General features: G+C 71.1%; 12 protein-coding genes. 5 read left to right on the top strand and 7 right to left on the bottom strand.

Going from position 1 to position 14,222, the window contains the following annotated elements:
* Genes WG923_RS10430 through WG923_RS10440 form a run of 3 tightly spaced genes read right to left on the bottom strand, consistent with a single transcriptional unit; the run spans position 1 to position 3,791 of the window.
* Positions 1–972, bottom strand: a complete 972-nt coding sequence (locus WG923_RS10430; RefSeq protein WP_340350889.1) for a Bug family tripartite tricarboxylate transporter substrate binding protein — start codon at positions 970–972, stop codon at positions 1–3.
* Between the two features lie 32 nt (positions 973–1,004).
* The gene (locus WG923_RS10435; protein ID WP_340350890.1) at positions 1,005–2,210 is read right to left on the bottom strand and encodes an acyl-CoA dehydrogenase family protein; all 1,206 of its coding nucleotides are present in this window, start codon (positions 2,208–2,210) and stop codon (positions 1,005–1,007) included.
* 12 nt (positions 2,211–2,222) lie between these two features.
* Positions 2,223–3,791, bottom strand: coding sequence for an AMP-binding protein (locus WG923_RS10440; RefSeq protein WP_340350891.1), 1,569 nt, complete (start codon positions 3,789–3,791; stop codon positions 2,223–2,225).
* 129 nt (positions 3,792–3,920) lie between these two features.
* Between WG923_RS10440 and WG923_RS10445 the strand changes: the two genes are divergently transcribed.
* Positions 3,921–4,820 (top strand): LysR family transcriptional regulator, encoded by a 900-nt coding sequence (locus WG923_RS10445; RefSeq protein WP_340350892.1) that lies wholly within the window; start codon positions 3,921–3,923, stop codon positions 4,818–4,820.
* Between the two features lie 71 nt (positions 4,821–4,891).
* Here the strand turns inward: WG923_RS10445 and WG923_RS10450 are convergent, their stop codons facing one another.
* The gene (locus WG923_RS10450; protein ID WP_340350893.1) at positions 4,892–5,308 is read right to left on the bottom strand and encodes a DUF4345 domain-containing protein; all 417 of its coding nucleotides are present in this window, start codon (positions 5,306–5,308) and stop codon (positions 4,892–4,894) included.
* 183 nt (positions 5,309–5,491) lie between these two features.
* Between WG923_RS10450 and WG923_RS10455 the strand changes: the two genes are divergently transcribed.
* Complete coding sequence (locus tag WG923_RS10455; protein WP_340350894.1) at positions 5,492–6,616, top strand: hypothetical protein; 1,125 nt, start codon at positions 5,492–5,494, stop codon at positions 6,614–6,616.
* Here WG923_RS10455 and WG923_RS10460 read toward each other — a convergent pair.
* From WG923_RS10460 to WG923_RS10470, 3 genes are read right to left on the bottom strand one after another with little or no spacing between them, the layout of a single operon-like run.
* Positions 6,613–7,023 carry a DUF3037 domain-containing protein gene (locus tag WG923_RS10460; protein ID WP_340350895.1) on the bottom strand — a complete coding sequence of 137 codons (411 nt, stop codon included), beginning with the start codon at positions 7,021–7,023 and terminating at the stop codon, positions 6,613–6,615. The genes WG923_RS10455 and WG923_RS10460 overlap by 4 nt on opposite strands.
* Entirely contained in the window at positions 7,001–7,816 is an 816-nt protein-coding gene (locus WG923_RS10465) for a HipA family kinase (RefSeq protein ID WP_340350896.1), read from the bottom strand. The genes WG923_RS10460 and WG923_RS10465 overlap by 23 nt, the downstream gene beginning before the upstream one ends.
* A gap of 15 nt (positions 7,817–7,831) precedes the next feature.
* On the bottom strand, positions 7,832–8,611 hold the full coding sequence (locus WG923_RS10470; protein ID WP_340350897.1) for a FadR/GntR family transcriptional regulator: 780 nt from the start codon (positions 8,609–8,611) through the stop codon (positions 7,832–7,834).
* Between the two features lie 185 nt (positions 8,612–8,796).
* On the opposite strand from WG923_RS10470, the gene WG923_RS10475 reads away from it, so the two are divergent.
* Genes WG923_RS10475 through WG923_RS10485 form a run of 3 tightly spaced genes read left to right on the top strand, consistent with a single transcriptional unit; the run spans position 8,797 to position 14,219 of the window.
* Entirely contained in the window at positions 8,797–11,607 is a 2,811-nt protein-coding gene (locus WG923_RS10475) for an FAD-binding and (Fe-S)-binding domain-containing protein (RefSeq protein ID WP_340350898.1), read from the top strand.
* Between the two features lie 37 nt (positions 11,608–11,644).
* Positions 11,645–13,405 carry an L-lactate permease gene (lldP, locus tag WG923_RS10480; protein ID WP_340350899.1) on the top strand — a complete coding sequence of 587 codons (1,761 nt, stop codon included), beginning with the start codon at positions 11,645–11,647 and terminating at the stop codon, positions 13,403–13,405.
* Between the two features lie 22 nt (positions 13,406–13,427).
* Positions 13,428–14,219: a (Fe-S)-binding protein gene (locus WG923_RS10485; protein ID WP_340350900.1), complete on the top strand. Its 792-nt coding sequence runs from the start codon at positions 13,428–13,430 to the stop codon at positions 14,217–14,219.
* The last annotated feature ends 3 nt before the right edge of the window (positions 14,220–14,222 follow it).

The following is a 14,222-nucleotide window of genomic DNA, read 5'->3' on the forward strand; positions in this document are numbered from 1 at the left end:
TCACTGGGGGTCGAGCTTCACCACCTTCATCATCCTTTCGGTGAGCGCGATTTCCGCCTGCAGGTCGTGGGCGAATTCCTCGCCGGTGCTCGGCACCACCAGGCTGCCGCTGGCCTCGAGCTTGGCGCGCACCTGCGGCTGCGCCAGCGCCTTGCGCAAGGCGCCGCCGATCCTGGCGGTGATCGCCGGTGGGGTGCCGGCGGGGACGGACAGGCCGCCGAAGGAGACCAGCTGCACGTTCGGCACGCCCGCTTCCGCGAGCGTCGGTACCTTCGGCAGCTTCGGATTGCGCCGCGGTCCCGTGACTGCCAGCGCGGTCAGCTTGCCGGCCTGGATCTGCGGGAGCGCGACCGAGGCGAGGGCCAGCGCGAAGTCCACCTGCTTGCCCAGCACCGCGTTGACGGACTCCGAGGCGCCCTTGTACGGCACGTGCAGCGCCCGCGCACCGGAGGAATTGAGCATCAGTTCCGCGCCCAGGTGCGCCGGCGTGCCGACGCCGCCCGAGGCATACGACAGCTTGCCGGGGTTGCTGCGCGCGCGCTCGATCAGGTCCCTGGTGGAAGCGATCCCCGCGTCCGGGTGCACCACCAGCAGCACGTCCGACTGCGAGATGCGGCCGACGTGCGTGAAGTCCTTCATCACGTCGTAGCCCGGCTTGCGGTACATGCGCATGCTGGCGGACATGGTCGTCGCCGAGTACACCCAGGTGTAGCCGTCGGGCGCCGAGCGCGCGGCGATCTGGGCGCCGAGGTTGCCGGCCGCGCCGCCCTTGTTGTCGACCACGACCGGCTGGCCGAGGATCTCCGACATCGCTTCGGCGACCACGCGCACCGTCGTGTCCGGGCCGGTGCCTGCCAGGTAGGGCACGATCCACTTGATGGGCCGGCTGGGGAACTCCTGCGCCTGGGCGCCGGCCGTGGCGACCGCGCACGCGGCCAGCGCGAGGGCTGCACGGAGGATCTGCGTCTTCATGTCTTGTCTCCTGGATCTTGTCGTGAGGGGGTTCAGCGCACGGCGGCGCCGAGCAGTTCGCGCGCGATGGTGTTGCGCTGGATCTCGCTGGTGCCGGTGAGCACGCGGTACATGCGCAGCAGCCGGAACAGGAATTCCACCCGGCTGCCCTGCACGATGCCTTCGCCGCCGTGCACCTGCACGGCGCGGTCGGCCACGCGGAAGGCGGTCTCGGAACAGAACAGCTTGGCCATCGACGCTTCGGCGCGGGCCTCGACGCCGGCATCCAGCGTGCGCGCCACACCCAGCATGAGTGCGCGCGCGGCGGCGAGTTCCGTCGCCATGTCGGCGATCATGTGCTGCACGGCCTGGAAGGCGCCGATCGGCTGGCCGAACTGGCGCCGCCGCGTCGCATGCGCGATGGAATCCTCCAGCGCCAGCCGGGCCAGCCCCAGCATCGCCGGGCAATGCAGCAGCCGGTTGACGGTGATGCGGCCCAGCGCCAGCGCGAGTCCGCGGCCGCGCTCGCCGATCTGGTTGGCCGCGGGAATGCGGCAATCCTGCAGCACGATGTTGCCGGTATGGGACTGGCCGGCCAGCGTCCTGTAGCCGCCCTCCACCCTGAAGCCCGGGCGCTCGCGCTCGACGAAGAACGCCGTGGTCTCGCGCGCCGCGGGATCGTCGCTCGTCGAGCAGATGATCACCGCGAAGTCGCAGAAGGGCGCACCCGAGATGAAGCGCTTGGTGCCGTTCAGGACGAAGGCGTCGCCGTCGCGCACCGCGCGCGTCTGCAGGGCCCCGGCGTCGGAGCCGGCTTCCGGTTCGGTGATGGCGAAGCAGATCGCCTTCTCGGCCCGCGCCACCGGCAGGATGAAGCGCTCCATCTGGTCGGGCGTGGCCTGCTTGGCCAGCGCGCCGACGCGCGGGGGCCCGGTCAGCTCGCCCAGCACGTGCGGCGCGAAGGGCGAGCCGCTGGCATAGATCGCCTCCTTGATCAGGACGTGGTCCACCAGGCTGAAGCCGGCGCCGCCCAGCGGCTTGGGCAGCGTGACGCCGTAGAAGCCCAGGTCGCGCGAGCGCTTCCACACCTGCTCCAGCAGCGCGCGGGGCGCGCCCGACTCGCTGGTGATGCCGTGGGCGGCCGCCAGCGGATGCAGCTCGTCGCGGATGAAGGCCTGCACGCGGGCGATGAATTCGCGCGCCGGCTCGCTGCCCTCGAAGGGCGCGCCGCTGCGCGGGGGGGTGACGGATGCGTCCATGGCATGGGCCTTTCAGTTCACGCGCCGCTCGCGGCCGCGCCAGTAATGCTCGCGCACGTCCTTGCGCGAGAGCTTGCCGTTGCCGTTCTTCGGCAGGTGCGGCACGAAATCCACCGAGCGCGGGCGCTTGAAGTCCGCCAGCCGGCCGCGGCAGAAGTCCATGAGGTCGCCGCCGCTCGCGGCCGCGCCCTCGCGCAGCACCACGACGGCCTTGACCGTCTCGCCCCAGTGGTCGTCGGGCACGCCCACCACGCAGACCTCGTACACCGCGGGATGCTGCGCCAGCACGGATTCCACTTCGCTCGGATACACGTTGAAGCCGCCGGAAACGAGCATTTCCTTCTTGCGGTCGACGATGAAGATGTAGCCCTCGTCGTCCACCCGCGCGAGGTCGCCGGTGCGCAGCCAGCCGTCGGCGCCGAGGGCGGCGGCGGTCTGCTCCGGCTCGCGCCAGAAGCCGGCGAACACGTCGGGGCCGCGCACGCAGATCTCGCCGATGGCGTCGCCGCTCACCGGCTGGCCGTCGTCGCCGAGCACCTGCACGTCGGATTCGCCGAAGGGCCGGCCGCAGGCGGCGAGCAGTTCGGGCCGGCCGCCTTCGATCGCGCGCCGGTGGTCGGCGATGGTGAGGCCGACGACGCCGCCGGTGGTCTCGCCCGCGCCGTAGCCTTGCGCCAGCACCGGGCCGAAGGCGGCCCAGGCCTCGCGGATGCGCGCCGGCGACATCGGCGCCGCACCGTAGCTCACCAGCCGCAGGCTGGACAGGTCGCGCGTGCGGATGCCCGGCTCCGCGAGCAGGGCGTGGATCATGGCCGGCACCAGGAAGGCCATCGTGACGCGGTGGCGCTCGATGGCGGCCAGGTAGTCCGCCGGCTTGAAGCCCTCCAGCAGCAGGATGGTCGCGCCCTGGAACAGCATCGGCTGGATGAACATGCCGCTGGCATGGGTGATCGGCCCGGACAGGGCCAGCACGTCGCCGGGGCCCGCGTGCATGCGGCCCATCACGTTCTTGCGCAGCGATGCCATGCGGTTGCCCACGGTCTGCATCGCGGCCTTCAGCTTGCCCGTGGAGCCGGAGGTGAAGTGCAGCACCGCGAGCTCCTCCTCGCGCATCTCGGCGTGGACGTGCGCATCGCTGGCCGCGGCCAGCAGGGGCTCGTACGCGAGCCAGTGCGCGGCGTCCGCCGGGGCCGGATCGAGCGCGATGCGGTGCCGCAGCGCGGGGACGGCGGCCGCGGCTTCGTCGACCATGGCGCGGTGCTCGGGACCCGCGAGGCAGGCCGCGGGTTCCGCGTTCTGCAGCGCATCGGCGAGTTCCTGCGGCGCGAGCCGGGCGTTCAGCGCCACCTTCACCAGGCCGGCCTTGTACAGCGCGCATTCGAGTTCGACGATCTCGGGCCGGTTGGGCGAGACCACGGCGACGCGGTCGCCGCGCCGCAGGCCCAGCGCCAGCAAGGCGTGCGCGAGCCGGTTGGAGCGCAGCTCCAGCTCGCGGTAGCTGAGGGCGCGGTCGCGGAACAGGATGGCGGGGCGGTCGCCCCATTGGCGCGCACTGCGTGCGAGATACAGGCCCAGGTTCATGGCGGAAGGTCTCCTCGGGGAATGGCTGCAGTCTAGGAACGGGACGCGCCGGCGGGGATAATCCGGCGCACGCGAGCGATAACGCGCGGTTATCGCAGCGCCCAGCAACCTCATCCGGGAGCATCCGCGATGGCCGTGCGGCTCGACGACATCGACTACTTCCTCGCCGTGGCGCAGCACGGGCAGGTGCGGCGCACCGCGGCGGCGCTGGGCCTGTCGCAGCCGGCGCTGACCAAGGGGCTGCAGCGGCTCGAAAGGGAACTCGGGTTTCCGCTCTTCGAGCGCGGCGCCCGCGGCATGACGCTCACGGCGGTGGCCGAGCCGTTCCGCCAGCGCACCCAGGCACTGCGGGCGAGCCTCGGCGACGCGATCAAGGAAGCGGCCGACCTGCACCTCGGCGCCATGGGCGTGCTGCGCGTCGGCGTGTCGCCGCTCTACGCGCAGCGCCTGTTCGTGCCCGCCTGCCTGCAGTTGCACCGGCAGCGGCCCGCGGCCCGCGTGCGGGTGATGATCAACCTCAACGACACGCTGCTGGCCGCGCTGCGCCTCGGCGACCTCGACCTCACCGTCAATGCGCTGCCGGGCGTGGTGCCGGAGGATCTCGAGGCCGTGGCGCTGATGAACGACGACCTGTGCATGGTCGTGCGTGAAGGGCATCCCCTGCTGTCACGGCGGCGCCTGCGGCTGGCCGACCTGGTCGATGCGCAGTGGATGCTGCCCGGCCCGGGCGTGGCAGCCCGGCGCGGCGTGGAGGGACGGCTGGCCGAGGCGGGCCTGCCGGCGCCGCGGGTGGCCGTCGAAGTGAGCACGACGGCCGCCTCGCTGAGCCGGCTGCTGGTGCACAGCGACCTCGTCTCGATCATGAGCGAGACGATGCTGGGCGCACCGGAGGGACAGGGGCTGGTGCCGCTGCCCTTCGCCGAGGCGCGCTTTCGCCGCGCGATCGGCGCGCTGACCCGGCGGCACGGCCCGCTGCCGCCGCTGGCGCAGCGCTTCCTGCAGGTGCTCAAGGAGGGCGTGCGGGATTGAAGCGTCGCCGTTCCGCGCCGGCGGGGAGCACCGGCAGCGCAGTGCGGCGCCCCACGCGGCTCCTGCAGCCCTTACCGCGCGATGCCTGGCTGCAGCGCCGGCCGGCGGCTCGCCGTGTGCGCCCACGCCACCACCAGGGGCAGCACCAGTTCCGGAACCATGTACCCGAGCCAGACCACCGCGGGCTCCGGCAGGCCCACCTGGCTGATGGACAGGAGCCTGCCGCAACCCGCGAGGAAGACCCCGAGCGCCAGCAGGTACACCAACGTGCCCTGCTGCCGGATGGTGAAGGCCGCCCAGAGGCAGATGAAGCCCGTGGACAGGTAGATGCCCGCCATGAAGCGGTGCACGTTGTCCAGGCGCGGCGTCGTGTCCGGCTGCCCCAGCACCAGCTGCAACGCTCCACCGCCGATGGCGATCGCCGCGAAGACGAACAGGCAGGCCTGGACCACGCGCTGGCCGGGCGTGACGGGCAAGGATACGGACATCGGGGGCTCCTCGCGGCGCGAAGGAAACTGGAGCGTACGGAGGCAGCGCCGGTGCCACGCGGGCGCGGTTGGCGCGCATGATGCGCCTGTCGGCGCAGCCGTACAAGGAGCGGCGTCCCGCGCGGAGGCACGCACCCCGCCGGCCTGCCCCACGAGCACGGCGTTTGCTGCCAACATCCTGCGATGCCCATCACGCTCGCGCGCTCGCTCCTCGACGCCGTGCTGGCCTCCGAACTCGGATCCAGCGAACCGGACGCCGGCAACCGTTTCTCGCTCGACGGCCTCACCCTGGGCCCTGCGACGGAGGGCGGGCGCGAGATCGGCATCCGGCGTTTCGAGGCGACTTCGCTGCGGCTGGCAGCGGGAGCGCTCGCGCTGGAGGTCGGCCGCCTCGCCTTGTACAAGCTCGTGGGGCAGGTACGCACCGACGCCGGCCGACCGCGCCTGTCCGGTTTGCGGGCGGCCAACGCCGAGCTTTCGGGCGTGAAGGCCCAGGGACTCTTGATGCTTCCGACGCCGGCCACGGGCGGGTTGCACGCACCGCCCGCGCCTGCCGGCGCACAGGCGGCAACCGCCACGCCCACGACCGAAATTGCCGGCAGCCCATGGAGCCTCGGCCCGCTCGCAGGGGCCGAAGGCAGCCTCCAAGCGAAGATCGTCGATGCGCAGCTGCTGTTCGACGCCGACGTCACGGTGCCCATGCGCCAGGGGCAGATCGACTTCAACGACGCGAGCGTCGAGCATGTCGGACCGGATTCGCGCATGGGCGTCAGCCGCATGGGGCTGTATGTCGACGCGCCCAACGGGCGCAGCTATCTCTACCAGTTCCCCGCCACGCCCGTGGGCGGTGTCGAGTACGAGCGGCGCGGGGCCCTGCTGGGACCCTTCGTCTCGGATCGCGGCAAGCTGCGGCTGCGGGAATTCGCCGAGGGGCTGCTGCGCCAGTCCCGGGCCGGCCTGGCCCTGGGTTTCACCGAGCAGGCGCGCCTGCTGTTCGGCCGCACGGCACTGCGCGGTGATCTGCAATTGGGCGACGGCACGTTCTGCGCGCCTGGCGTGCGAGCCGAGATGGCGGGCCGCGCCGAGGGTCGCAACGCCGTGCGCGTCCACTCGGAAGCGGTGGGGCGCGGGCTCACCCTCGAGATTCCTTCCCTGTCGCTCCGTCACGCTGTCTTGACGGGGCGCGGCACGCACCTGGAGTGCGACGAGGTCACGGGCTCGCTGACGCTACGGCTTTTCATCGACAACGCGCAGCCGCGTTTTGCGTTCGAGCTCGCGAACGCGCAGGTCACCGGCCTGCGGCTCTAGCCAGCCGGCGGACGCAGCGGCGGCCGGCGCACCATCCGCTCCAGCAAGTGTTCCATCGCGAGTTCGAGATCGGAACAGCGCCCCGAATGCACCGGCGAGGTCTGGATCACGGTGCTGCGCGGCGCGACCAGCCAGTCGAAGCGGGCGCGCAGCGGCAGCTCCCCGATCGGCCCGGCCCGCGAACCGCCCTCGCAGATACGCACGAAGGCCTCCAGCGCCGCCGCCACGGTGGCAAGGTCCGCCGCGGGGTCGAGGGCGAGCAGCCGCGCCTCGTCGAGCTCGATGCGGGCCTTGAGGAATGCGCGCGCGGTGCTGCAGACCAGCACGCCCGCATTGATGCACTCGCCGCGCTCGACGTGCGGGATCACGCGGATCAGGGCGTAGTCATACGCGCAGGGATCGTGCACGGACGGCCTCCTCCACGAACGATTGCGACGCCCGCACGCGGGCCGTGAGGAAACTGCGGTACGCCTCGCGCTGGCCGGCGGGCTCGGCGAAGGCTTCGGTGTCGCACAACCAGGCATCGGGAATCAGGCTCACGACGCGGGCGATGACCTCGTCCGACAGCCGGAGGCGACCCTCCTGGTCCGCGTCCCCCAGCGCTGCGGCCAGCGGCAGCAGCACGTGATCCTTGACCGATGCGAACGGCGACGTGCTGCGCGCCATGTAGTCGTCCCACTGGTGCTGGAAGTACAGCGACGCGCCATGGTCGATCAGCCACAGGCGCCGGTGCCACAGCAGCATGTTGGTGTTGCGCGCCGTGCGGTCGACGTTCATCACGAAGGCGTCGAACCAGACGATGCGCGAAGCGAGCGCCGCGTCGGGCTGCCACACCAGCGGGTCGTACGCCAGGGCGCTCGGCAGGAAGTCGAGGGCCACGTTGAGGCCCACGCTGGCGCGGATCAGGTCCTGGATTTCCGGATCCGCCTCGGTGCGCGCCAGGTCCCCGTCGAGGTTCATGAACACGATCTCCGGCACCAGCAGACCCAGGGCGCGTGCCAGCTCGCCGGCCACGAGTTCGGCGATGAGCGCCTTGGGCCCCTGCCCCGCGCCGCGGAACTTCAGGACATAGAGGCCGTCGTCGTCGCCCTCGACCACCGCGGGCAGCGAGCCGCCCTCGCGCAGGGGCGTGACGTAGCGCGCCGCGGCGACGGTGCGCAGGGGTGGGGGAGGAACTTGCTCCGTGCCGGGTGGAACCATGCGGGCATTGTGCATTCACGCCCGCGCCGGCGGGGTCGCCTGGGCGCTGCGCCGCAGCGCCACCGCGCGCCGCTCCCCGGCCAGCGCGTTCTCCTCCATCGACTGGCGCACGAAGTCGATGTGGGCGCGCGTCGCGCGGGCGGCATCCTCCGGCCGGCGCTCGCGGATGGCCAGCCAGATGTCGCGGTGCTGCCCCCGCAGCTGGTCCCAGCGGTGCGGCCGCGGGTGCAGGGCCCGCAGGTTGTCCGAGATGTGGCCGTGGGTCACCTTCATGAGGCTCGCGCACAGGTGGCTCACCAGCACGTTGTGCGAAGCCTCGGCGATCACCTGGTGGAAGCGCAGGTCGGCGTCGACGCAGTCGTCGAGCGGCGCCTCGTCGTACTGCGCCTGCAGCGCCGCGTGCGCCTCGTCCAGCAGCTTGATGTCGACGTCGGTGCAGCGGTCCGCCGCCCAGTAGGCCGCCTGCGACTCCAGCAGCGCGCGGAATTCGAGCATGTCGCGATGCACGTCGGGATGGCCGGCCAGCATCTGCTCCCACGCATCGGTGAAGTGGGCATCCAGCCGGTCGGTCACCTGCGTGCCGCCGCGCTCGCGAGTGTGCAGCAGGCCCTTGGCCACCAGCTTCTGGATCGCTTCGCGCAGCGACGGGCGCGAGACGCCGAGTTCCGCGGCGAGGTCGCGCTCCGAAGGCAGCCGGTCGCCCGGCTTGAGGGTGCCTTCGAGGATGCGCTGCTCGATCTTCGTCGCGATCGTTTCGGAAAGGCGCGGGGTGCGGTCGCCGGGGTTCGCGGTCATGGGGAAGCCTCCTGGTCCGACCAGTTTAGCGCAATCGGCGCGCCATGCAACCCTGGCCTGACCAGATGGTCTCTATCGTCCATGTCCAACTGTAATTCTGGTCTTACCAACATTGAAAGTTTCGAGTAAAGATTTCTATCGACGATAGATAACACATTGGTCTTACCAGAAGACAGGAGACAAGGATGAGCGCCGCAGCAAGCATCCCGGACAGCCAGATCGCCTCGGCCCTGAGGGCCGTGCTGCCGGCGCGGCAGGTCGTGGCCGATCCCTTGCGGCGCCTGGCCTATGGCACCGACGCGAGCTTCTACCGCCTCACTCCCCAGGTGGTGGCGGTCGTCGAATCCGAGGCGGACGTGCAGGCGGTCCTGCGGACCGCGCGCGCGCACGGCCTTCCCGTGACCTTCCGCGCCGCCGGCACCAGCCTGTCCGGCCAGGCCGTCACCGACGGCGTGCTCGCGCTGGTCGGCGAGAGCTTCGCCACCTGCGAGATCGCGCCCGATGCGGCCAGCGTGCGCCTCGGCCCCGGCATGGTGGGCGGCGACGTGAACGCCCGCCTGGCGCCGCACGGCCGCAAGATCGGGCCCGACCCGGCCTCGATCGCCACCTGCAAGATCGGCGGCATCGCCGCCAACAACGCCTCGGGCATGTGCTGCGGCACGGCGCAGAACAGCTACCAGACCGTGCAGGCGATGCGCGTGGTCCTCGCGGACGGCACGGTGCTGGACACCGAGGACGCCGGCAGCCTGGCCGCCTTCCGGCAAAGCCATGGCGCCCTGCTGCAGGCACTGGCGCGCATGGCCGCCGAGACCCAGGCGGACACCGCGCTCGCCGATCGCATCCGCCACAAGTACCGCATCAAGAACACCACCGGCTACAGCCTCAACGCGCTGGTCGATTTCGTGGACCCGGTCGACATCCTCGCGCACCTGATGATCGGCTCGGAAGGCACGCTCGGCTTCATCTCGCGCATCACGTACCGCACCGTGGCGGACGATCCGTGCAAGGCGAGCGCGCTGGTGTTCTTCCCGACGCTGCAGGATGCGTGCGACGCCGTGCTCGGCCTGCGCCAGCTGCAGGTCAGCGCGGTGGAACTGCTCGATCGCCCGTCGCTGCGATCGGTGCAGGACAAGCCCGGCATGCCGCCGGTGATGCGCGCGCTGGGCGACGACGCGGCGGCGCTGCTGGTCGAGGTGCGCGCGCAGACCGCTGCGGTGCTGCAGCTGCGCATGGGCGCGGCCCTGGGCGTGCTCGCGCCGCTGCCCACCGTGGAGCCCGCAGCCTTCTCCACCGACCCCGCCACCTGCGACAGCTACTGGAAGGTGCGCAAGGGCACCTTCCCCTCCGTGGGCGCCATGCGCCGCACCGGCACCACGGTGATCATCGAGGACGTCGCCTTCCCCGTGGAGTCGCTCGCCGCCGCGACGCTCGACCTGCAGGCCGCGATGCGCCACCACGGGTACGACGAGGGGATCATCTTCGGCCACGCGCTGGAGGGCAACCTGCACTTCGTCTTCACGCAGGATTTCTCCGATGCCGCCGAGATCCAGCGTTACGCCCGCTTCATGGAAGACGTGTGCACGCTGGTCGTCGACAAGTACGACGGCTCGCTGAAGGCCGAACACGGCACCGGCCGCAACATGGCGCCCTTCGTCGAGCGCGAGTGGGGCCCGCAGGCCACGCAGCTGATGCGCCGCATCAAGGCGCTGTTCGATCCCGGAACGCTGCTGAACCCCGGCGTCATCCTCGACGACGACCCGCACGCACACCTGAAGCACCTCAAGCCGATGCCGGCCGCAGAGGCGATCGTCGACCGCTGCATCGAGTGCGGCTTCTGCGAGCCGCTGTGCCCGTCGCACGGGCTCACCCTGTCGCCGCGCCAGCGCATCACGAGCTGGCGCGAACGCTCGCGCCTGCAGGCGGCGGGCGAGTCGACCGCGGAGATCGACACCGCGTTCGGTCCCCTCGGGATCGACACCTGCGCGGGCTGCAGCCTGTGTTCCACCGCCTGCCCCGTCGGCATCGACACCGGCGAACTGGTCCGCCTGCTGCGCCACCGCGGCGCCAGCCCGGTCCAGCGCACCGTGGCCCGCTGGTCGGCGAACCACTTCGGCACCTTCGCCAGCGTCTCGCGCACGGGGCTTCGCCTCGGCCACGCCGCCGCGCGCGTCGTGGGCGACGGCATGGTCTCGCGCCTGACGGGCGGCGCGTGGAAGAAGCAGATGCCGCAGGCGAGCCGGCGCGTCGTCGCACCGCGTCCGCATGGCGGCGACCCGGTGGTCTATTACCCGACCTGCGGCGGCCGCATCTTCGGCGACGGCACGCCCGGGCAGCCCGCGCTGCACGAGGTGATCACCACGCTGCTCACGCGCGCCGGCTACGCGGTGCGCCTGCCGCAGGGCGTCGAGCGCCTGTGCTGCGGCCAGATGCTTTCCAGCAAGGGCCGCGCGCAGGAGGCCGACACGATGGCCGAGGCGCTGGCCGAGGCCCTGCTCGGCGCCGCATCCGACGGCCGGGGCGGCTTCCACCCCGTGGTGATGGATGCGAGCACCTGTTCGCTGCGCATGAAGAAGCACCTGGCCGGCCGGCTGCAGGTGCTGGACTTCCACGAATTCGCCCACGACGCGCTGCTGCCGCGGCTGCGCATCCGGCGCGGCGCCGAGCCGGTGGCGCTGCACATCAACTGCAGCGTGCGCCGCTCGGCCTCCGACGAGAAGCTGCGCAGCGTGCTGCGCGCCTGCACCGGGCAGGTCGTGGAGCCCCACGGCGTCAACTGCTGCGGCTTCGGCGGCGACCTCGGATTCACCGCCCCCGAGCTGAACGCCCACGCGCTGCGCCACGTCCCCGCGCAACTGCCCGAGGCCTGCTGCTCCGGCGTCTCCACCAACCGAACGTGCGAGATCGGCCTGACCGACCGCACCGGCCGTCCCTATCGCTCGATCGCCTACCTCCTGGAGGAATGCAGCCGTCCCGACGCCGTCGACGCCGCCTGCTGACCTCCGCCCCTTTTCCACCTCCGAGGAGACTCTTCCCATGCAGACCTGGCAACAGATCTACGACCCGTTCGGCAACCTCTGGTTGTCGGCGCTCGTCGCCGCCATCCCGATCATCTTCTTCTTCGTGGCGCTGGCGATCCTGCGCATGAAGGGCCACATCGCGGGCACCATCACCGTCGCGCTCTCGCTGGGGGTGGCGGTGTTCGCCTACGGCATGCCCGTCGACATGGCGCTGGCCTCGGCCGGCTACGGCTTCTTCTACGGCCTGTGGCCGATCGCGTGGATCATCGTGACCGCGGTGTTCCTCTACAAGGTCACCGTCAAGACCGGGCAGTTCGACATCATCCGCGCCTCGGTCGTTTCGCTGACGGAAGACCAGCGGCTGCAGATGCTGCTCGTGGGCTTCTCGTTCGGCGCCTTCCTGGAAGGCGCGGCCGGGTTCGGCGCGCCGGTGGCGATCACCGCCGCCCTGCTCGTGGGCCTGGGCTTCAACCCGCTGTACGCCGCGGGCCTGTGCCTTATCACCAACACCGCGCCGGTGGCCTTCGGCGCGATGGGCATCCCGATCATCGTGGCCGGCCAGGTCACCGGCCTCGATCCGTTCCACATCGGGCAGATGGCCGGGCGCCAGCTGCCGCTGCTCTCGATGATCGTGCCGCTGTGGGTCATCGCGATGATGGACGGCTGGCGCGGCATCCGCGAGACGTATCCCGCGATCCTGGTGTGCGGCGTGTCGTTCGCCGTCACCCAGTTCCTCACGGCCAACTACATCGGCCCGGAACTGCCGGACATCACCTCGGCGCTGGTCAGCCTGATCTCGCTCGCCGTGTTCCTGCGCTTCTGGAAGCCCCGCCGCATCTTCCGCTTCGAGGGCCAGGAGATCGTGGTCAAGGCGCAGAAGCATTCGCTGGGCGCGATCCTGAAGGCGTGGTCGCCGTTCGCCATCCTGACGCTGGTCGTGACGATCTGGTCGCTCAAGCCGTTCAAGGCGCTGTTCGCCAAGGGTGGCATGCTGGCCTGGACCGTGATCAACATGCCGGTGCCCTTCCTCGACAAGCTCGCCGTCAAGATGCCGCCCATCGTGAAGGCGGCCAGCCCCTACGCGGCTTCGTATTCCTTCAACTGGCTGTCGGCCACCGGCACCGCGATCCTGATCGCCGCGATCATCAGCCTGGTGCTGCTTCGCATGCGCCCGACCGAAGCGGTGCGCGAATTCGCCGGCACCTTCCGCGAACTGGCGCGCCCGATCTACTCGATCGGCATGGTGCTGGGCTTCGCCTTCATCGCCAACTACTCGGGCCTGTCGGCCACGCTCGCCCTGCTGCTGGCCGGCACCGGCGTCGCGTTCACCTTCTTCTCGCCCCTGCTCGGGTGGCTGGGCGTGTTCCTGACCGGCTCGGACACTTCGGCCAACGCCCTGTTCTGCAACCTGCAGGCCACGACCGCGCAGCAGATCGGCGTGCCCGACACGCTGCTGGTGGCAGCCAACACCACCGGCGGCGTGACCGGCAAGATGATCTCGCCGCAATCGATCGCCGTGGCCACGGCGGCCGTGGGCCTGGTCGGCAGGGAATCGGACCTGTTCCGCTTCACCGTCAAGCACAGCCTGCTGCTGGCGACGCTGGTGGGCATCATCACGACGCTGCAGGCCTACGTCTTCCCGTGGATGATCCCGGGCTACACGGGCCAGGGCGCGGCGCTGCCGGCGGCCCACTCGTCGACGCCGATGTGGCTCGGGGCCGCTGGCCTGGTGGGCACGGCTCTGCTGATCATGGTCTTGCGCCGCCGGCGCGCCTGATGCCAGCGACAATCCGCTGCATATGAACGCGCATCCTTCGACGGTGTACTTCTACTCGACCTGCGTGGTCGACCTGATGGCCCCGCAGGCGGGCGTCGACGCGATCCGCCTCCTGCAGGAGGCGGGGATCGAAGTGGTGTTCCCGCAGGCGCAGAGCTGCTGCGGCCAGCCCGCGTACAGCTCCGGCTTCTTCGACGAGGCGCGCAGCGTCGCGCAGTCGCAGCTGGGGATCTTTCCCGAACCGTGGCCCATCGTGGTGCCCTCGGGGTCCTGCGCGGGGATGATGAAGCATCACTGGCCGAAGCTGTTCGCCGGCGATGCAGCACTCGCAGCGCAGGCCCGGGACATCGCGGACCGCATCGTCGAATGGAGTGCGCTCGCCCACGTGCTGGGCGTGGCGCAGCCGGGACCGGCCGGGCGCCCCGCGACGCCGGTGAAGGTCGCGCTGCACACCTCGTGCAGCGCCCGCCGCGAAATGGGCACGCACGTGCCCAGCGAGGCGCTGCTGCGCGCGCTGCCGCAGGTGGAGGTCGTGCAGCAGGCGCGCGTCGCCGAATGCTGCGGCTTCGGCGGCACGTTCTCGGCGCGCCACCCCGACATCTCCGGCGCGATGGTGAGCGACAAGCTCGACGCCTTGCGCGAAACGGGCGCCGACGTGGTGGTGAGCGCCGATTGCGGCTGCCTGCTGAACCTGCACCACGCGGCGGAAAAGCGCCGGGCCGCGGGCGAGGCGCTGCCGCGGCTGGTGCACCTGGCGAGCTTCCTGCGCGAACGGCAAGGCGCCGGCGACGCGGCGCAGCGCGTCACCGACTGAGCA

This window comes from Ramlibacter sp. AN1133 (genome assembly GCF_037890035.1).
Lineage (GTDB): Bacteria > Pseudomonadota > Gammaproteobacteria > Burkholderiales > Burkholderiaceae_C > Ramlibacter.